At 74.5% G+C, this 17,541-nt stretch carries 18 protein-coding genes; 4 read left to right on the forward strand and 14 right to left on the reverse strand.

Annotation, left to right across the window (positions count from 1 at the left end):
• The first annotated feature begins 304 nt into the window (after positions 1-304).
• Positions 305-1,009 carry an SCO3374 family protein gene (locus J5Y05_RS12230; protein ID WP_247614609.1) on the forward strand — a complete coding sequence of 235 codons (705 nt, stop codon included), beginning with the start codon at positions 305-307 and terminating at the stop codon, positions 1,007-1,009.
• A gap of 37 nt (positions 1,010-1,046) precedes the next feature.
• Here J5Y05_RS12230 and J5Y05_RS12235 read toward each other — a convergent pair whose 3' ends face one another.
• The 10 genes from J5Y05_RS12235 to J5Y05_RS12280 all read right to left on the reverse strand — a co-directional run bounded on the left by J5Y05_RS12235 (position 1,047) and on the right by J5Y05_RS12280 (position 9,544).
• Positions 1,047-1,382: a histone-like nucleoid-structuring protein Lsr2 gene (locus J5Y05_RS12235; RefSeq protein ID WP_210871548.1), complete on the reverse strand. Its 336-nt coding sequence runs from the start codon at positions 1,380-1,382 to the stop codon at positions 1,047-1,049.
• Positions 1,383-1,679: 297 nt separating this feature from the next.
• Positions 1,680-2,189 carry an amino-acid N-acetyltransferase gene (locus J5Y05_RS12240; RefSeq protein ID WP_210871550.1) on the reverse strand — a complete coding sequence of 170 codons (510 nt, stop codon included), beginning with the start codon at positions 2,187-2,189 and terminating at the stop codon, positions 1,680-1,682.
• A gap of 9 nt (positions 2,190-2,198) precedes the next feature.
• Positions 2,199-2,717: a BlaI/MecI/CopY family transcriptional regulator gene (locus J5Y05_RS12245; protein WP_247614652.1), complete on the reverse strand. Its 519-nt coding sequence runs from the start codon at positions 2,715-2,717 to the stop codon at positions 2,199-2,201.
• A 183-nt stretch (positions 2,718-2,900) separates the two neighbouring features.
• On the reverse strand, positions 2,901-3,080 hold the full coding sequence (locus tag J5Y05_RS12250; RefSeq protein WP_210871554.1) for a hypothetical protein: 180 nt from the start codon (positions 3,078-3,080) through the stop codon (positions 2,901-2,903).
• Positions 3,081-3,103: 23 nt separating this feature from the next.
• Positions 3,104-3,739 carry a hypothetical protein gene (locus tag J5Y05_RS12255; protein ID WP_247614610.1) on the reverse strand — a complete coding sequence of 212 codons (636 nt, stop codon included), beginning with the start codon at positions 3,737-3,739 and terminating at the stop codon, positions 3,104-3,106.
• 391 nt (positions 3,740-4,130) lie between these two features.
• Entirely contained in the window at positions 4,131-4,928 is a 798-nt protein-coding gene (locus J5Y05_RS12260; RefSeq protein WP_210871556.1) for a type III pantothenate kinase, read from the reverse strand.
• A 5-nt stretch (positions 4,929-4,933) separates the two neighbouring features.
• Positions 4,934-5,914, reverse strand: a complete 981-nt coding sequence (gene nadC / locus J5Y05_RS12265) for a carboxylating nicotinate-nucleotide diphosphorylase (protein WP_210872711.1) — start codon at positions 5,912-5,914, stop codon at positions 4,934-4,936.
• Positions 5,915-5,919: 5 nt separating this feature from the next.
• Positions 5,920-7,641: an L-aspartate oxidase gene (locus J5Y05_RS12270; protein ID WP_210871558.1), complete on the reverse strand. Its 1,722-nt coding sequence runs from the start codon at positions 7,639-7,641 to the stop codon at positions 5,920-5,922.
• A complete protein-coding gene (panC, locus tag J5Y05_RS12275) occupies positions 7,638-8,627 on the reverse strand; it encodes a pantoate--beta-alanine ligase (protein ID WP_210871560.1) in 990 nt (329 codons plus the stop codon). The genes J5Y05_RS12270 and panC overlap by 4 nt, the downstream gene beginning before the upstream one ends.
• A complete protein-coding gene (locus J5Y05_RS12280; RefSeq protein ID WP_210871562.1) occupies positions 8,624-9,544 on the reverse strand; it encodes a Rossmann-like and DUF2520 domain-containing protein in 921 nt (306 codons plus the stop codon). Before J5Y05_RS12280 ends, panC begins: the two co-directional genes overlap by 4 nt.
• A gap of 239 nt (positions 9,545-9,783) precedes the next feature.
• Here J5Y05_RS12280 and J5Y05_RS12285 point away from each other — a divergent pair, with 239 nt between their 5' ends.
• Both J5Y05_RS12285 and J5Y05_RS12290 read left to right on the forward strand, forming a co-directional pair.
• Complete coding sequence (locus J5Y05_RS12285; protein ID WP_210871564.1) at positions 9,784-10,983, forward strand: threonine aldolase family protein; 1,200 nt, start codon at positions 9,784-9,786, stop codon at positions 10,981-10,983.
• Between the two features lie 166 nt (positions 10,984-11,149).
• Complete coding sequence (locus J5Y05_RS12290) at positions 11,150-12,256, forward strand: DUF5937 family protein (protein ID WP_210871566.1); 1,107 nt, start codon at positions 11,150-11,152, stop codon at positions 12,254-12,256.
• 26 nt (positions 12,257-12,282) lie between these two features.
• On the opposite strand, the gene J5Y05_RS12295 is transcribed toward J5Y05_RS12290, so the two are convergent.
• The 3 genes from J5Y05_RS12295 to J5Y05_RS12305 form a co-directional block, all read right to left on the reverse strand.
• On the reverse strand, positions 12,283-12,915 hold the full coding sequence (locus J5Y05_RS12295) for an AAA family ATPase (protein WP_210872713.1): 633 nt from the start codon (positions 12,913-12,915) through the stop codon (positions 12,283-12,285).
• Positions 12,916-12,955: 40 nt separating this feature from the next.
• The gene (locus J5Y05_RS12300; RefSeq protein ID WP_030421945.1) at positions 12,956-13,627 is read right to left on the reverse strand and encodes a response regulator; all 672 of its coding nucleotides are present in this window, start codon (positions 13,625-13,627) and stop codon (positions 12,956-12,958) included.
• Between the two features lie 140 nt (positions 13,628-13,767).
• A complete protein-coding gene (locus J5Y05_RS12305; RefSeq protein ID WP_210871568.1) occupies positions 13,768-14,970 on the reverse strand; it encodes a sensor histidine kinase in 1,203 nt (400 codons plus the stop codon).
• A gap of 368 nt (positions 14,971-15,338) precedes the next feature.
• On the opposite strand from J5Y05_RS12305, the gene J5Y05_RS12310 reads away from it, so the two are divergent.
• Positions 15,339-16,394, forward strand: coding sequence for an SAM-dependent methyltransferase (locus tag J5Y05_RS12310; protein ID WP_210871570.1), 1,056 nt, complete (start codon positions 15,339-15,341; stop codon positions 16,392-16,394).
• On the opposite strand, the gene J5Y05_RS12315 is transcribed toward J5Y05_RS12310, so the two are convergent.
• Complete coding sequence (locus tag J5Y05_RS12315; protein ID WP_210871573.1) at positions 16,359-17,510, reverse strand: NADH-quinone oxidoreductase subunit D; 1,152 nt, start codon at positions 17,508-17,510, stop codon at positions 16,359-16,361. The genes J5Y05_RS12310 and J5Y05_RS12315 overlap by 36 nt on opposite strands.
• Positions 17,511-17,541 lie beyond the last annotated feature (31 nt).

A 17,541-nucleotide genomic window follows, 5' to 3' on the forward strand; every position in this document is an offset into this window, starting at 1 on the left:
CGAACGCCGACATCTGCCACAACCCGATGGTGCGAGACGATGTTCCCGCAGGCCAGGTACTTACCCCACTCGCCAGTACGCCCATGGCGAACGTGAGACGGCCCATTCTGCGTGTCGCCCCCTCCCACTAGGGATGTCTTACCCGCAGGCACGGACAGTCCATGCCGCGCGCGCCGGTTCCCTCCGCTACGGGCGAACAACCCGGTGCCGTCACACACCTCCGTGCGCCCCCTCGTCCGGAACTCCCCGCGATCGCCGCACCACCCAGCGTAACTCGGACGTCCGTCCGACGGTTTCCCCGGACATGGTCCGCGCCCCCTCCCCCGTGCCCCCGCCGTCGCCTCCTTCGCCTCTTCCGTCACCCGTGTCCCCGCCGGTGCCTTCCGGCCCGGCCGCCACGGTGCCCGGACCCCGCCGCCCACGGGAGGCGGGCGGCACGCCGGAGCGGGTGCGGTGGTGGTACGAGGAGGTGCTCGGCTGGCCCACTCAGCCCCGGCCCCGGGTCCCGGGGGAGCCGGCGGCGCCGGTACGGCTGCGGACGGGGGTCCGCTTCGACGTCCTGGACGTCCCGGCCGAGGCGGGTCACGCGGCACTGGACCGGACGGGTCCGCTCACGCGCCCCTTCCCGGTGGCCGTGCGGGGCGCGCGGATGCTGCTGCTCGTCTCCGCGGGCAGCGCGGAGGAGCTGCCGGGCCTGCTGGAGTGGCTGGAGTGGGGCTCGCTCCCGCTCGACCTGACGCCGGTCGGGGCGGGCGGTCTCGTCGAGGCGCCCCTGCCCCCCGGCGCCGGCCCGGCCGGCGGGCCGCCGCTCGCCGGGGACGGCGGCGGTGCGCAGGGGGCCGCTCACTGGCTGCGGCCCCCCGATCCGGCGTACGACGTCGAGGACTCGCTGCCCTCGCTGTCGTCGCTGTCGGGGACCGGGGGCTCGAAGACCCCCGACCTCGCGCGACTGCTGCACACCCTGGCGACCCGGGTCCACCGGGTCCGGCTGGGCCGGGCGACGCGCTGAGGGCGGGCCGGTCGGGGGCGTGCCCCGGGCCGGGTGATCAGCCGTTGGCCTTCTCGTACGCCTCGCGGATGATCGCGGGGACGCGCCCGCGGTCGTTGACCTCGTAACCGTTCTGCTTCGCCCAGGCGCGGATCGCCGCGGTGTCCTGGCTGCCGCCCGCCGCGGCGCGCGCCTTGCCACGACCGCCGGAGGCACGGCCACCGGTGCGCCGGCCGCCCTTCACATACGGTTCGAGAAGTCCGCGCAGCTTGTCGGCGTTGGCCGTCGTGAGGTCGATCTCGTAGGTCTTGCCGTCCAGTGCGAACGTCACGGTCTCGTCCGCCTCGCCGCCGTCGAGGTCATCGACAAGAAGGACCTGAACCTTCTGTGCCACCGCAATTCCTTTCATCGATAACGTGAGGGCCGGAGGTCCGCCGGCGTCCGCCGTATCGCCGTCCCTTGTTATATGCAGTACAGCAGTACGTCGGAAAGCAAACCGCTTTTGCCGGAAAAACACAAACCCCCGGCGGAGACCGGTAGCCTGCTCCGGGCCCGGGAAGATGCGCGTATCGGACATAGGGAACCGTGAACCGGCCGCCCGTCGAATAAACCTGGGCCACCGATACGGAGGGGATGAGGCGCCGATACGGAGGGGATGACGGCTTGGCGGCGCCCGGACGATGCCGGGCGATCACAGATGCAGAAGCATCCGGCTGTTGCCCAAGGTGTTGGGTTTCACTCGTTCGAGACCGAGGAACTCCGCAACGCCCTCGTCATAGGAACGCAGCAGCTCCGCGTAGACATCGGCGTCGACCGGCGTCTCTCCGATCTCCACGAAGCCGTGCTTGGCGAAGAAGTCCACTTCGAAGGTGAGACAGAAAACCCGGCGAACACCGAGCCACCTCGCGGTGTGCAGCAACTTCTCCAGCAACTGATGTCCGACACCGGCGCCCTTGAGGCCGGGCTTGACGGCGAGAGTGCGCACTTCGGCGAGGTCTTCCCACATCACGTGGAGGGCACCGCAGCCGACCACCTCGGCGTTGTCGTCCCGTTCGGCCACCCAGAACTCCTGGATGTGCTCGTAAAGAGTCACCATCGCTTTGTCGAGCAGGATGCGGTCGCGGACGTACGCGTCGAGGAGCCGGCGTACGGCCGGGACATCGCTGGTGCGGGCCCGCCGGACGGTGATGGCTTTTGGCATGAGCGGACGCTATCGCTCACCGGTGTCCGGGACCGAGCCGGGGTTGGGGGCGGCACCGGAAGGCGCGGGGGAAGGGGGCGCCGAAGACTCCGGGGAAGGCGGCGGGGAAGGCTCCGCGGAAGGCGGTGGGGAAGGCTCCGCGGAAGAGGGCGGGGAAGGGGGCTCGGAAGGCGTGTCCGGGGGTGTCTCGGGGGGCGAGGTATCCGGGCCCTGGACCATACGGACCGCGTCGCTGAGCGCGGCGCGCTGTTCCTCGCTCATCATCCCGAAGAAGGCGACGAGCGCCGCGGCCGGGTTGTCGCTCTGCGACCACGCGTCGTTCATCAGCGCGGCGGAGTAGGCGGCCCGGGTGGAGACCGCCTCATATCGATAGGCCCGGCCTTCCGCCTCCCGGCGGACCCAGCCCTTCTGATGGAGATTGTCCAGCACGGTCATCACCGTGGTGTAGGCGATGGTCCGCTCCCGCTGGAGGTCTTCCAGGACTTCCCGAACGGTCACCGGGCGGTTCCACTTCCACACCCGCGTCATGACCGCGTCTTCGAGTTCTCCCAAGGGGCGAGGCACTCTTCGCACGATAGCCGGAGATCACGGATCATGTGTGCCATAACACTGACTATGCCCCGCTTGGCTGGCAAACGGGGCATATGGGGCAGGCGTGGCGTACGCGCGGCCGAGGAGCGGCGCCCTCGGGACGCCGCGGGCCGGGAGCCGTCAGGCTTCCGGGTGCGCCTGGGCCGGGCGGGTGTTCTCCGCCCGCGCGAGGGCGGCGTCCACGGCCGCGTCCTCCTTGGCCTTGTTGGCGCCGCCCTGGGTCTTCACGATCACCCTGATCACGGCGATGAAGAGCACGGCCATCACGGCCGGGGGCAGGAGCGCGGAGACGTAGTCCATGGACCCAGGGTAGCCAGGCCGCGTCAGCCGGCGGCGAGGTGGTGCCGGGAGCCGGGGGCGGGCGGCGCGGACTTGGGCTTGCGGCGCGGGAAGACCTCGCCGGGGGTGGGGACCGGGCGCCGGGGCTCGGCGGGCTTCTGCGCCGGCTTCGGGGCGGGTTTCTGCGCGGGGGGCCGGGCCGGGGTGGGCGACGGCTTGCGCGCGGGGTCCCTCTCCTGCTGCCCGGTGGCGGCCCGGACCGTGGCGCAGCGGCCACCCGGGAGCGCGTGGAGGTGGGTGCGCGCGGCGGGCAGGACGGGGGCGCAGCGGGCCAGCAGGGCGGCGGCGGTGGGGTTGCCGCGCAGCGCCCGGAGCGCGGCGAGGTCGTCCGGGCCCGGCTGGTGTCCGGCGGTCAGGGCCTCGTCCAGGAGGGTGAGGTAACCGGTGACGGTGCCGGGGAGGGCGGCGCGGTACCGGGCCAGGTCGGCCACGAGGAAGGCGCGCAGCCGGGCGCTTTCGAGCATCGCCTCGTCCAGCGACTCCGCGAGGCGGAGGCAGTCCTGGACGTCCTCGGCCGAGAGGGGACGGGGGTTCAGGGCGAGGGCGAGGGCACGGCGGAGCACACGCAGCTCCTCGGTGCCGAACGCCATGCCGCCGCGGGTTCCGTAGGGCGTGGGCATGGGGCGACGATACGCGCTAATCAGACAAACTTGGCATAACGGGCGAGTCTGTGGCGTGGCGGATCACACCCCCGCCACCCAGCCCCGTCCCGCCCCAGCCCCGTGCCGCCGCCCCAGCCCCGTCCCGCCGCCCCAGCCGCTTTGGCCGCCGCCAGCCGCCCGACCGCCCGCTGCCGGCCCAGCGGCGCGCTGCCGCTCCAGCCGCGAGCAGCCGCCCGACCGCCGACTGCCGCCCCCAGCCGCGGGCAGTCGTGCCGCCGGGGCGGCACGGGTGGGCGCGGCGGCACCCGGCGGCGCCGGACGCCCGGACCCACCCGGCCCACCGAGTACCGGGTGGCGGATCGCACGCCGCGGCGCGGCCACGCGCGGCGGCCCGGCACCGGCGCCCCGGCTACAGCCGGGAGACGTTGCGTTCGTAGACCAGCCGGAGGCCGATCAGGGTCAGCCACGGCTCGTGCTCGTCGATGACCGATGCCTCGCCCAGCACCATGGGCGCGAGCCCCCCGGTGGCGATGACCGTGACGTCGTCCGGTTCGGGGGCCAGCTCGCGCGCCATGCGGCGTACGACCCCGTCGACCTGCCCGGCGAACCCGTACACGATGCCCGCCTGCATCGCCTCGACCGTGTTCTTGCCGATCACGCTGCGCGGGCGGGCCACCTCGATCTTGCGGAGCTGCGCGCCCCGTACGCCGAGCGCCTCCACGGAGATCTCGATGCCGGGGGAGATGACCCCGCCGACGTACTCCCCGCGCGCGCTGACCGCGTCGAACGTCGTCGCCGTGCCGAAGTCCACGACGATCGCCGGGCCGCCGTAGAGGTCGACGGCGGCGACGGCGTTGACGATGCGGTCGGCGCCGACCTCCTTGGGGTTGTCGGTGAGGATCGGCACGCCGGTCTTGACGCCCGGTTCGACGAGGACCGCGGGGACGTCGCCGTAGTAACGGCGGGTGACCTCGCGCAGTTCGTGCAGGACCGAGGGGACCGTCGCGCAGATGGCGATGCCGTCGACGCCGTCGCCCAGTTCGTCGCCGAGGAGCGGGTGCATGCCCATCAGGCCGTGGAGCAGGACCGCCAGTTCGTCGGCGGTGCGCCGCGAGTCCGTGGAGATGCGCCAGTGCTCCACGATGTCCTCGCCGTCGAAGAGGCCGAGGGTCGTGTGCGTGTTGCCCACGTCGATCGTCAGGAGCATGATCGCTACTCCGCTGCCCGCAGGTCCAGGCCGATGTCCAGGATCGGCGAGGAGTGGGTCAGGGCACCGACCGCCAGGTAGTCGACGCCGGTGTCGGCGTACGCCCTGGCGTTGCCGAGGGTCAGCCGGCCGGATGCCTCCAGCGCGGCCCGGCCCGCGACGACGGCCACCGCCTCCTCGCACTCGCCCGGCGTGAAGTTGTCCAGCAGGATCAGGTCCGCGCCCGCGTCCACGACCTCGCGGAGCTGGTGCAGGGTGTCGACCTCGACCTCGATCGGCACCTCGGGGAAGGACTCCCGCACCGCCCGGAACGCCTGGGCGACACCGCCCGCCGCGATCACGTGGTTGTCCTTGACCAGGGCCGCGTCCGCCAGGGACATGCGGTGGTTGACGCCGCCGCCGCAGCGCACCGCGTACTTCTCCAGGGCGCGCAGGCCCGGCGTGGTCTTGCGGGTGTCGCGGACCCGGGCCTTGGTGCCCTCCAGGGCGTCCGCCCACGCGCGCGTGGCGGTCGCGATGCCCGACATGCGGCAGAGCAGGTTGAGGGCGCTGCGCTCGGCGGTGAGCAGGTCCTGGGTGCGGGTGGTGACCGACAGGAGCCGCTGTCCGGCCTCCACCCGGTCGCCGTCCTCCACGTGCCGCTCGACCTCGAACTCGTCGGCGCAGACGACCGAGAGGACCGCCTCGGCGACCCGCAGGCCCGCCACCACGCCCGCCTCGCGGGCGGTGAAGTCGGCGGTGGCGACGGCCTCCTCGGGGATGGTGGCGACGGTCGTCACGTCCACGCCGTCGGCCAGGTCCTCCTGGAGCGCCACGTGCGCGAGGTCCTCGACCTCGACGGGGTCGAGCCCGGCCTCCGTGAGAAGGGCGGCGAGCGCCGGGTCGAGCCCGCACTCCATGTACGTGTCGTCGTCCGGGTCCGCGCCGCAGGCGCAGCCGTCTCCGCAGCCTCCGGCCGGGGCGAGGGGAAGATCGTGGGTGTTCACTGCTGTCACTGCTCCTGGGAAGGCTGCGTCGGCTGGGTCGGGGGAAAGTCTGCGGTCTCGGTGGGGTGCACGGCGAGGGTGCGGTCCGGGTTCAGGCGGACCACGACGTGGCGGCGCCAGCCGGTGTCGTCGCGGTCCGGGCGGTCCTCGCGCCAGTGGCAGCCGCGCGTCTCCTGGCGCAGCGCCGCCGCGGCGACCAGGACGCGGGCCACGCACAGGAGGTTCGTGGTCTCCCAGGTGTCGACGCCGGGCTCGGCGGTCTTGCCGTTGCGCTCCAGGGACTCCCGGGCCTCGGACTCCAGCCCGTCGAGCCGGGTGGCGGCCCGGCCGAGGGAGGCGGCGGAGCGCAGCACACCGGCGCCCTCGGTCATGATCCGCTGGATGGCGAGGCGGGCCTCGGGGGCGAGCAGGGGGCTCGCGGGCCGCTCCGGGTGCGGGACGGGGGCGGGCACGCGCGCGCGGGCGGCGCCCGACTCCCACCGGGCGGCGATGTCGGCGGCGATGCGCTCGGCGTAGACCAGCCCCTCCAGCAGCGAGTTGGAGGCCAGCCGGTTGGCGCCGTGCACGCCGGTGCAGGCGACCTCGCCGCACGCGTACAGCCCCGGGACGGTGGTGCGGCCACGGGAGTCGGTACGGACGCCGCCGGAGGCGTAGTGGGCGGCCGGGGCGACCGGGACGTACTCGGTGACCGGGTCGATGCCGTGGGAGCGGCACGCCGCGAGGATCGTCGGGAAGCGGCGCTCCCACATCTGCGCGCCGAAGTGCCGGGCGTCCAGGTACATGTGCTCGGTGCCGCGCTCCCGCATCCGGCGCATGATGCCCTTGGCGACGATGTCCCGGGGGGCCAGTTCGGCGAGTTCGTGCCGGCCCAGCATGAAGCGGGTGCCGTCGGCGTCCACCAGGTGGGCGCCCTCCCCGCGCACCGCCTCCGACACCAGCGGCTGCTGGCCCTCGGCGTCCGGGCCGAGGAAGAGCACGGTGGGGTGGAACTGGACGAACTCCAGGTCGCTGACCTCGGCGCCGGCCCGCAGCGCCAGGGCGACGCCGTCGCCGGTGGAGACGGACGGGTTGGTCGTCGCGGAGAAGACCTGGCCCATGCCGCCGGTGGCGAGCACCACCGCGGGGGCGCGCACCGCGCCGACGCCGTCGTGCCGGCCCTCCCCCATGACGTGCAGGGTGACGCCCGCGGCCCGGCCGTCGGCGTCGGTGAGGAGGTCCAGGACGAGGGCGTTCTCCACGGTGCGCAGCCCCCGCGCGCGGACCGCCTCGACCAGGGCGCGGGAGATCTCCGCCCCCGTGGCGTCGCCGCCCGCGTGGGCGATGCGGCGGCGGTGGTGGCCGCCCTCGCGGGTGAGGTGCAGGGCGCCCTCCTCGGACGCGTCGAAGTGCGCGCCGGTCTCGATGAGCCGGCGTACGGCGCCGGGGCCCTCGGTGACCAGGAGGCGGACCGCGTCCTCGTCGCACAGGCCCGCCCCGGCGACCAGCGTGTCGTCCAGGTGCTGGGCCGGCGTGTCGCCCTCGCCGAGGGCCGCGGCGATGCCGCCCTGCGCCCAGCGGGTGGAGCCGTCGTCCAGGCGGGCCTTGGTGACGACGACCGTCTCCAGACCGGCTGCCTGGCAGCGCAGCGCGGCGGTGAGCCCGGCGACGCCGGAGCCGACGACGACCACGTCCGCCTCGACGGCCCAGCCGGGCGCGGGGGCGTGCAGGCGTATGCCCGTGCTGGTCACGAGGCGGCTCCGAAGGTGAGGGGGACGTTGTCGATCAGCCGGGTCGCCCCGACCCGTGCGGCGACGGCGAGGACGGCCTCCCCGGTGTGGTCGTCGCCGACCTCCGAGAAGTCGGACGGGTCGACCAGCGCGAGGTAGTCGAGTTCCAGCGGCGGGTCGAGGCGGGCCGCGTCGTCCAGGACGAGCCGGGCGGCGGCGCGGACGGCCGCCGGGCTGCCGGGGGCGGCGAGGGAGACGGCGTGCGCGTCGGCCGCGGCGCGGGACTCGCCGAGCGCGCTCAGGGCCTCGGCACGCGCGTGCGTGGCGGGCACCTCGCGGGCCCGCGCGCGCAGCGCCTCCTGGGCGGCGTGCCGGTCCTGGCCCGCGAAGAGCGCCTGGGAGAGCGCGAGCGCGGTACGGCGCTCGCGGGGCGAGAGGTAGCGGTTGCGGCTGGAGAGGGCGAGGCCGTCCTCCTCGCGCACCGTCGACACGCCGACGATCTCCACGCCGAAGTTCAGATCGCGCGCCATGCGGCGGATCAGGGCGAGCTGCTGGGCGTCCTTCTGCCCGTACAGCGCCAGGTCCGGGCGGGTGAGGTGGAGCAGTTTGGCGACGACGGTGAGCATGCCGTCGAAGTGGCCGGGGCGCGAGGCGCCCTCCAGGACGGTGCCCATGGGGCCGGCGCTGATCCGGACCTGCGGGGCGCCGCCCGGGTAGACCTCCTCGGCGGCGGGAGCGAAGACGACGTCCGCGCCCGCGCGTCCGGCGACCTCCAGGTCGGCGTCGAGGGTGCGCGGGTAGCGGTCGAGGTCCTCGCCCTCGCCGAACTGGAGCGGGTTGACGAAGACCGTGACGACCACCTCGCCGTCCGGGACGAGCGCGCGGGCCCGGCGGATCAGCGTGGCGTGACCCTCGTGCAGGGCGCCCATCGTCATCACGACCGCCCGGCGGCCGTGCCGCACGCGCGCGTGCAGCTCCCCGGCGGTGCGCAGCAGCGTGGCGGTCATCGGGGGTCTCCCTCGGTGCCGTGGGCGAGTACGCCGAGCAGGTCCTCGGCGAGTTCGGGCCGGAGCAGCCCCTGGGCCAGCGCCCGGTCGGCGGTCGCGCGGGCCATCGCCAGGTACCCGGCGACGGCCCCGGGCGCGTGCGTGCGCAACTCCTCGACGTGCGCGGCGACGGTGCCCGCGTCCCCGCGCGCGACGGGCCCGGTCAGGGCGGCGTCGCCGGAGCGCAGGGCGTTGTCCAGGGCGGCGCCGAGCAGCGGGCCGAGCATCCGGTCGGGGGCGTCGACACCGGCGGTGCGCAGCAGGTCCATGGACTGGGCGACGAGGGTGACCAGGTGGTTGGCGCCGAGGGCGAGCGCCGCGTGGTAGAGCGGGCGCTTCTCCTCGGCGATCCACTCGGGTTCGCCGCCCATCTCGATCACCAGGGCCTCGGCGGCCAGCCGCAGTTCCTCGGGGGCGGTGACGCCGAAGGAGCAGCCGGCCAGCCGCTGGACGTCCACGGCGGTGCCGGTGAACGTCATCGCCGGGTGCAGCGCCAGCGGCAGCGCCCCGGCCCGCAGGGCGGGGTCCAGGACCCGTGCCCCGTACCGGCCGGAGGTGTGCACGAGGAGCTGGCCGGGGCGGACCGCGCCGGTCTCGGCGAGGCCCGCCACCAGGGTCGGGAGGGCGTCGTCGGGGACGGTCAGCAGGACCAGTTCGGCGTGGCGCAGCACCTCGGCGGGCGGCATGAGCGGCACGCCGGGCAGCAGTTCGGCGGCACGCCGTCTGGAGGCGTCGGAGACCCCGGAGACGGCCACCGGGCGGTGGCCCGCGAGACGCAGGGACGCGGCCAGGGCGGGGCCCACGCGGCCGGCGCCGACGACGCCTACGGTGAGCCGCGCGGGGCGGTCCTTGGGGTCGGGCTGAGGGGTTGTGTTCACGCGACGGGGGCCTTCCCGTTCCAGTCCGCTCGGGGTACCGGACGATTTCTCGTCATGTTAACGCGATCGGTTCCGGGTGCGTCCGGTCGTCCACAGGCTGTGGGTTACCCCACGCCGGCCGGCGAACCACCGGGGGCGGACCGGGAGCGGACCGGGGGCCGGCCGGGGGCGGTCACCCGGGCGGACCGTCCAGGGGAAACCCGTTCCGCCGGGCTCCCGCGCGCGGGATGATCGACCGCATGAGCGATACGGCGGAAGCGGAACAGGACGGCCGGCGGGACACGGATGCCGGCGCACCGACCGAGGCGGAACGGTCCCGCGGGCTCGGCGAACGGCGTGTCGCCGCGCACCGGGGCGCGCGGCGGGTGCTGGCCCGGCGTGTCTTCGGCGCGACGCTGCGCGAACGCCTCGCCGTGCTGGACGGTGCCGAGGACCTCTACGACCTCGACGCCCACGCCGACCTGTACGGCGACGGCGTGGTCGAGGCGCTGGAGGAGAGGACCGCCGCTCTCCTCGGCCACGAGGCCGCCGTCTTCTTCCCGACCGGCACCATGGCCCAGCAGGTGGCGCTGCGCTGCTGGGCGGGCCGTACCGGCAGCCCGGCCGTCGCCCTGCACGCCCTGAGCCACCCCGAGGTGCACGAGCGGCACGCCTTCGGCCAGGTCAGCGGCTTGCGCCCGGTACGGGTCACGCGCGCGTCGCGGCAGCCCACCGCCGCCGAGGTCCGCGAACTGGACGAGCCCTTCGGCACCCTGATGCTGGAGCTGCCGCTGCGCGACGCCGGGTACCTCCTGCCCACCTGGCAGGAGCTGACCGAACTGGTCGACGCCGCCCGGGAGCGCGAGGCGGTGGTCCACTTCGACGGGGCCCGGCTGTGGGAGAGCACCGTCCGCCTCGGCCGTCCCCTGGACGAGATCGCGGGCCTCGCGGACAGCGTGTACGTGTCCTTCTACAAGTCCCTCCGGGGCTTCGGCGGCGCCGCCCTGGCCGGCCCGCGCACCCTGGTCGAGGAGGCCAGGGCCTGGCGGCACCGGTACGGCGGCACCGTCTTCCAGCAGTTCCCGACCGCGCTCGCGGCGCTGGCCGGGCTGGAGCGGGAGCTGCCCCGGCTGCCCGCGTACGTGGCCCACGCGCGCGTGGTGGCCGCCGGGCTGCGCGAGGGGTTCGCGGCGGCCGGGCTGCCCTGGGCCCGGGTCCACCCCGAGGTGCCGCACACCCACCAGTTCCAGGTCTGGCTGCCCTGCGACCCCGACGCGGCGGCCGAGGCGGCCCTCCGGCAGGCCGAGGAGACCGGCACCCTGCTCTTCCCCCGCCCCTGGGACGCGGCCGGACCCGGTCTGGCCGTCACCGAGGTCACGGTCGACGCCCCGGGGCTGGAGTGGACGCCGGAGGAGGTCCGGGCGGCGGCCGTCGACTTCGCGGGGCGGGTGAGCAGATGAGCGGATGAGCGGATGAGGCCGCGCGGCCGTGGCTGGGCAGGGGGCGGGAGGGGCCGGGCGCGGGCATCGGGCGCGGGCATCGGGCGCGGGCGTCGGCGCCGCTGCCGATTGACGGCCCGCGTCAATCGGCGGCGGCGCTGTCGGTGGCGGGGTGCACCATGAGGTCATGAGCGTGCGCATCGACATCACGGGGCTGCGGCCGGAGAGGATCGCCGTCGTGCCCTCGCCCCTGGCCGAGCTGGGCATGGCCCTGCACGCGCTCTCCGAGCCGGGTCACCATCCGGACCTCCAGGGCTGGGCGACCGGGGTGACGGCCCGGCTCGACCCGCACCTCGCCGACCGGATGTGCGAGGCCGACTTCCTGTGGCGGACCACCTTCTCGGACCTCTTCATGCCGTATGCCGGGCTCCCCGGCCGGGACACGCTCCCCGGCGCCGGGCTCGCCGAGGAACTGGACCTGCTCGACAGGCTCTCCGACGAGCAGTTCGTCAACGCGGCCCTGGAGTTCACCTGCGCCCTGCCGTACAGCACCGGCGGGGCCTCCGCGCTCGCGGACGCCGCGGTGCGCCGCCGCGCGCTGGACCTGGCCGCCGCGCGCGGACCGCGCCAGCTCCGCTTCGGCGAACGGCTGCTGGCCGACCCGCCGCGGATCAGGGAGTGGCTGCGCAGGTTCGCGCTCGACTGCGACGAGGCGTTCTTCGCGCAGATCTGGGCCCGGGTGAGCCACCAGCTCGCGGCGGACGCCCGCCACAAGACCGAGCTGCTGCGCCGCAAGGGCCTGGCGGAGGCGCTGGCCGCGGTGTCGTCGGCGGTGGCGCTGGACGAGGCCGCCGGGCAGATCGTCGTCGACAAGCTGGGCGAGGGCCGCTCCTCGACGGGCGACGGCGGTCTCCTGCTGGTCCCCACCAGCCTCGGCCGCCCGCACCTGCTGGTCCTGCACCGCCACGGCTGGCAGCCGGTGCTGCACTACCCGGCCGGCTCCCCCGAGCCCGACGCGCCGCCCAGCGTCGAGCAGCTCACCCTGCGGATGACCGCGCTGTCCCACCCGGTGCGGATGCGGATCTGCCGCCACCTGGCGCGCAGCGCGTACACCACGGGCGAGCTGGCGCAGGTGCACGGCATGACGGCGCCGGAGATATCCCGGCACCTGGGCGTGCTGAAGAAGGCGGGCCTGCTCACCACCCGCCGCCGCGGCCGGTACGTCCTGCACCAACTGGACGTCACCGTGGTGGCCCGGCTCGGCAGCGACTTCCTGGAGGGCATCCTCCGGTGACCGGGCCGGGCGCCCGCGGCGCGCGGTCAGTCGAGGCGGATGTGGCGCAGGCCGACGGCCGTCTGCCGCAGCCGGGTCCGCACCCGTCCCTCGGTGTTGGGGTCCAGGGTGAGTCCCGCCAGGACGGCGATCCGGTCGGCGGTCTTCGGGACGGTGGTGTGGTCCGTCCACAGGTGCTCGGCGAACTCCGCCTCGCGCAGCCGCTCCAGACAGTGGTCGAGCTGCGTCACCGCCCAGGTCTCCCGCCGCGCGGGCGCCCTGCGTCCCGTGGCGCGGGCGAGGACCCGGCCGAGGACGCGCTCGCGCAGCCGCCGCAGCACCGTCTCCCGTTCGGCGAGGAGGGTGAAGTGCCGTACGTCGTGGCCGAGTTCGCGCAGCCGGCCGACGGTCTCGGCGAACTGGACCGGGTCGGTGACCGTCATGGGCACGATCACCACGCCCTCGTGCCGGGTCAGGGCGAGGTCGAGGACCTCCACGACGCCCTGCCGCCAGGAGACCAGTTCCCGGAAGTCCCCGCGCAGCGCGGGCGGCAGGGTGCGGCGCAGGCCGAAGCCGGTGTGCTCGGGGTCGCAGATCACGCTGCCGGGAAGGCGGCGACGGATCTCGTGTGCGGTCTGTGTCTTGCCGCCCCCGAAGGGGCCGTTGATCCACAGGAGCATGGACATGACCCTACCGAGGGGGCCCGCCGCGCGGGGCCGGTCAGCCGTGTCCGCCCGCCCGCACGAGCCCGGTCTCGTAGGCGAGGACCACCACCTGCACGCGGTCGCGCAGGCCGAGCTTGGTGAGGATGCGGCCGACGTGCGTCTTCACGGTCGCCTCCGACAGGACGAGCCGGGCCGCGATCTCGCCGTTGGACAGGCCCTGCGCCACCAGCACCATCACCTCGCGCTCGCGTTCGGTGAGCCGGTCCAGCTCGGCGGGGCGCGGACGCCCGCCGGCGGCCGGCAGCATCGGCGCGAAACGGTCCAGCAGCCGGCGGGTGGTGGAGGGGGCGACCACCGCGTCGCCGCTGTGCACGGCGCGGATGGCGGCGAGGAGTTCGCCGGGCGGCACGTCCTTGAGCATGAAGCCGGAGGCACCGGCCTTCAGCGCGGAGAAGGCGTACTCGTCGAGGTCGAACGTGGTCAGGATCAGCACCTTGGGCGCGTCGGGGTCGGCGCAGATCCGGCCGGTGGCCTCCACCCCGTCGAGCCGGGGCATGCGGACGTCCATCAGGACCACGTCGACGGCGGTGGAGCGCAGCACCTGGAGGGCTTCGGCGCCGTCGCCCGCCTCCGCGACCACCTCCATGTCCGGCTGCGCGGCGAGCACCATGCGGAACCCGGTGCGCAGGAGCACCTGGTCGTCGACGAGCATGACGCGGATCGTCATCGGGTCTCTTCCTTCTGCGGGACGGTGGGGGGCGGCGGGGTGGCGGGCGCGAGGCGGTGGGGCAGCGGAGCGGTGGGGCAGCGGAGCGGTGGAGCGGCAGAGCGGTCGGGCAGCAGAGCGGTCGGGCCGGAGCGTCCGGTTCAGTGTGCCGGTTTCAGCGGCAGCAGGGCGCTGACCCGGAAGCCGCCGCCGGGGCGCGGGCCCGCGTCCAGGGTGCCGCCGACCATGCCGATCCGCTCCCGCATGCCGATCAGTCCGTGGCCCTGGCCGTCGAGACCGCCCTCCTCGTACAGCTCGTGCGGGGCTCCCTGGCCGTCGTCCTCGACGAGCAGGCCGAGCCCGTCGTCGAAGTAGACGAGGCGCACGCTCGCGCCCGCGTGGGGGCCGCCGTGCTTGCGGGTGTTGGTCAGCGCCTCCTGCACGATGCGGTAGGCGGTCAGCTCGACGCCGCTGGGCAGTTCACGGGGGGTCCCCTCGATCTTGAAGTCGACCGGCAGGCCCGAGGTGCGGCACTGCTCGACGAGGTCCTCGATCTGCCCGACGTCGGGCTGCGGGACGTACTCGCCCGCCTCCTGGTGCTCACCGGTGCGCAGCACGCCGAGCAGGCGGCGCATCTCCGCGAGCGCCTGGCGGCCGGTGGAGGAGATCGTCTCCAGTGCCTTGCGGGCCTGGTCGGGGGCGGCGTCGAAGACGTAGGCGGCGCCGTCGGCCTGGACCACCATCACGGAGACGTTGTGCGCGACGACGTCGTGCAGTTCGCGCGCGATACGGGCCCGTTCGGCGGCGACCGCGACCTTGGCCTGCGCCTCGCGCTCCTTCTCCAGCCGGGCGGCGCGCTCCTCCAGTTGCGCGAAGTAGGCGCGGCGGGTGCGTATGGAGTCGCCGAGCACCCAGGCCAGGGCGAAGGGCACCGTCTGGAACACGGTGATGGCGACGTTGCCCGCGATCCCGGTGTGCTCGCTGGGCCAGCGCATCTGCGCCACGGGCGCGGCGCACAGGCCCATGGTGAGCGCGGCCCGCGAGTACCAGCGGGCGCCGGTCGCGGCCACGGTGTAGACGATCACCAGGAGGGCGAAGTCGGCGGGCATCGTGGGAACGTCCAGCACGAGCTGGGCCAGTCCGAGGACGGCGCCCAGCAGCAGCATCTTCTCCGGCATGCGCCGGCGCAACGCGATGACCAGGCAGAGCAGCGCGGAGACGGGGACGGTCAGCGCCAGCGTGGACGTCCCGGGAGCCTCCGGACTCGGCCCCGCGCTCACCACGGCGAGACCGAACAGGACGAGTGCCCAGAAACAGTCGACCCCGGTCGGGTGTCTGCGGAGGAAATCGTAGAGGCGCTGCACGTAACCCAGCGTAGGCAGGCGGGACCGGCCCGGGGGTCAACCGGAGGGCCGATCCGCACCCCCCGCGCCTACTCCCCAAGGTGGAGGCCCCGCTCTCCTGTGCCCATGGACGTTCCGCTTGCCGCCCCGGCAGTTCCGCTTGCCGCACTAGCCTGGGAGCCGTGAGAGCGGCAACGGCGGAGGCCGGCGGGGCTGATGAGGCCGGTGGGGACGGCGAGGTGGGGGTGACTCACGGGGCTGCTAAGGCCAGTGGGGCTGCCAGGGCCAGTGGGGCTGCCAGGGCTGCTGGAGCCAGCGGGGGTCTTGGGGCCAGCGGGGCTCCTGCGGTCAGTGGGCGCGACAGGGCCAAGAAGGCCGATGCGGTCGGCGTGACTCGTGCCGCCGACGGCCCCCACGGAGGCTCCGGTGAGTGGCGGGGCTGGCGGGAGGCCACCGAGGCGGCCCTCTACGGTCCGCGCGGCTTCTACCGGCGGCCCGAGGGCCCGGCCGGCCACTTCCGTACGTCCGTGCACGCCTCCCCGCTCTTCGCCGGTGCCGTGGCCCGGCTGCTGTGCCGGGTCGACGCGGCGCTGGGGCGGCCCGCCGCCCTCGACTTCGTGGACCTCGGCGCCGGACGCGGCGAACTGGTGACCGGGGTACTGGCCGCGCTGCCCGCCGAGGTGGCCGCCCGCACCCGCGCCCACGCCGTCGAGATCGCCGCCCGGCCCGCCGCACTCGCCCCCGGGATCGCGTGGCGGCCCGAACCGCCCCACGGCGTCACGGGGCTCCTGTTCGCCAACGAGTGGCTGGACAACGTCCCCGTGGACGTCGCGGAGGTCGACGCCGGGGGAGCCGTCCGGCGCGTCCTGGTCCGCGAGGACGGCCGTGAGCGGCTGGGCACGCCGGTGACCGGGTCCGACGCCGACTGGCTGGAGCGCTGGTGGCCGCTGCCCGGCGAGGAGGGGCTGCGGGCCGAGATCGGCCGGCCCCGGGACACCGCCTGGGCCGCCGCCGTCAGGACGCTGGAGCGGGGACTCGCCGTGGCCGCCGATTACGCGCACACGGCCGACACGCGCCCGCCCCACGGCACGCTCACCGGCTTCCGGGCGGGTCGTGAGACGGCGCCGGTCCCCGACGGTTCGTGCGACCTCACGTCCCACGTCGCCCTGGACGCGTGCGCGGCGGAAGGGGTGCGGTCCGGCGCGCGGACGCTCCCCCAGCGGGAGGCCCTGCGTGCCCTCGGCGTCACGGGAACCCGCCCGCCGCTCGCCCTGGCCACGACCGATCCGGCCGGGTACGTACGCGCCCTCGCCACCGCCTCCGAGGCCACCGAGCTGACCGCGCCGGGCGGGCTGGGCGGCTTCACCTGGCTGTGCCGGCCGGTGGACCTGCCCGGCGGGGTGGCGCCGCTACTTGTCGATGTCGCCGACCACGAAGAACAGTGACCCGAGGATCGCCACCATGTCCGAGACCAGCGTCCCGGGCAGCAGCTCCGTCAGCGCCTGGATGTTGTTGTACGAGGCCGAGCGCAGCTTCAGCCGGTACGGGGTCTTCTCGCCCTTGCTGACCAGGTAGTAGCCGTTGATGCCGAGCGGGTTCTCGGTCCAGGCGTACGTGTGTCCCTCGGGTGCCTTCAGCACCTTGGGGAGCCGCTGGTTGACCGGCCCCGGCGGCAGCCCGGCCAGCCGGTCCAGGCAGGCGTCGGCGAGGTCGAGGGCGTTGTGGGTCTGCTCCAGCAGGCATTCGAAACGGGCCAGGCAGTCGCCCTCCCGCCGCGTGACGACCTTCAGGGTGTCCTGGAGGTCTCCGTAGGCGAGGTACGGCTCGTCGCGGCGCAGGTCGAAGTCGACGCCCGAGGCGCGCGCGATGGGGCCGCTCACCCCGTACGCGTGCACCGCCTCGGGGCTCAGGACCCCGACGTCCCGGGTGCGGCCCCGGAAGATCTCGTTGCCGAGCACCAGGTCGTCGAAGACGTCCATCCGCGAGCGCACGGCGCGGACGGCCTCCCGCGCGCGGACGGTCCAGCCGGCGGGAAGGTCCTCCTTGAGGCCGCCGACACGGTTGAACATGTAGTGCATGCGCCCGCCGGAGACCTCCTCCATGGCGTTCTGCAGGACCTCGCGCTCCCGGAAGGCGTGGAAGACCGGGGTGATGCCGCCCAACTCCAGCGGATAGGAGCCGAGGAACATCAGGTGGTTGAGCACCCTGTTCAGCTCCGCGAGCAGCGTGCGGGTCCACACGGCCCGCTCGGGGACCTCCATGCCGAGCATCCGCTCCACGGCGAGGACCACGCCGAGTTCGTTGGAGAACGCCGAGAGCCAGTCGTGCCGGTTGGCCAGCACGATGATCTGACGGTAGTCACGGGCCTCGAAGAGCTTCTCCGCGCCGCGGTGCATGTAGCCGATCACCGGCTCCGCGCGGGTGATCCGCTCGCCGTCCAGGACGAGCCGCAGCCTCAGCACACCGTGCGTGGACGGGTGCTGGGGACCGATGTTGAGCACCATGTCCGTGCTCTCCGCGGCTCCGCCGATACCGACCGTGGTCTCCGTCGTGGGAGTCATGTCCCCAGTCTCCCCTACGTACGCTGGCCTC

Origin of the sequence: Streptomyces tagetis, from assembly GCF_018069565.1 — a bacterium.
GTDB classification, from domain to species: domain Bacteria; phylum Actinomycetota; class Actinomycetes; order Streptomycetales; family Streptomycetaceae; genus Streptomyces; species Streptomyces tagetis.

Excerpts from the sequence above, each read along its gene's own strand:
- J5Y05_RS12230 (WP_247614609.1), top strand. The coding sequence starts at position 305 with ATGGTCCGCGCCCCCTCCCCCGTGCCCCCGCCGTCGCCTCCTTCGCCT.
- J5Y05_RS12240 (WP_210871550.1), bottom strand. The coding sequence starts at position 2,189 with ATGCCAAAAGCCATCACCGTCCGGCGGGCCCGCACCAGCGATGTCCCG.
- J5Y05_RS12245 (WP_247614652.1), bottom strand. The coding sequence starts at position 2,717 with ATGACGCGGGTGTGGAAGTGGAACCGCCCGGTGACCGTTCGGGAAGTC.
- J5Y05_RS12250 (WP_210871554.1), bottom strand. The coding sequence starts at position 3,080 with ATGGACTACGTCTCCGCGCTCCTGCCCCCGGCCGTGATGGCCGTGCTC.
- J5Y05_RS12255 (WP_247614610.1), bottom strand. The coding sequence starts at position 3,739 with ATGCCCACGCCCTACGGAACCCGCGGCGGCATGGCGTTCGGCACCGAG.
- J5Y05_RS12260 (WP_210871556.1), bottom strand. The coding sequence starts at position 4,928 with ATGCTCCTGACGATCGACGTGGGCAACACGCACACGACCCTCGGCCTC.
- panC (WP_210871560.1), bottom strand. The coding sequence starts at position 8,627 with ATGACCGCCACGCTGCTGCGCACCGCCGGGGAGCTGCACGCGCGCGTG.
- J5Y05_RS12285 (WP_210871564.1), top strand. The coding sequence starts at position 9,784 with ATGAGCGATACGGCGGAAGCGGAACAGGACGGCCGGCGGGACACGGAT.
- J5Y05_RS12290 (WP_210871566.1), top strand. The coding sequence starts at position 11,150 with ATGAGCGTGCGCATCGACATCACGGGGCTGCGGCCGGAGAGGATCGCC.
- J5Y05_RS12295 (WP_210872713.1), bottom strand. The coding sequence starts at position 12,915 with ATGCTCCTGTGGATCAACGGCCCCTTCGGGGGCGGCAAGACACAGACC.
- J5Y05_RS12300 (WP_030421945.1), bottom strand. The coding sequence starts at position 13,627 with ATGACGATCCGCGTCATGCTCGTCGACGACCAGGTGCTCCTGCGCACC.
- J5Y05_RS12315 (WP_210871573.1), bottom strand. The coding sequence starts at position 17,510 with ATGACTCCCACGACGGAGACCACGGTCGGTATCGGCGGAGCCGCGGAG.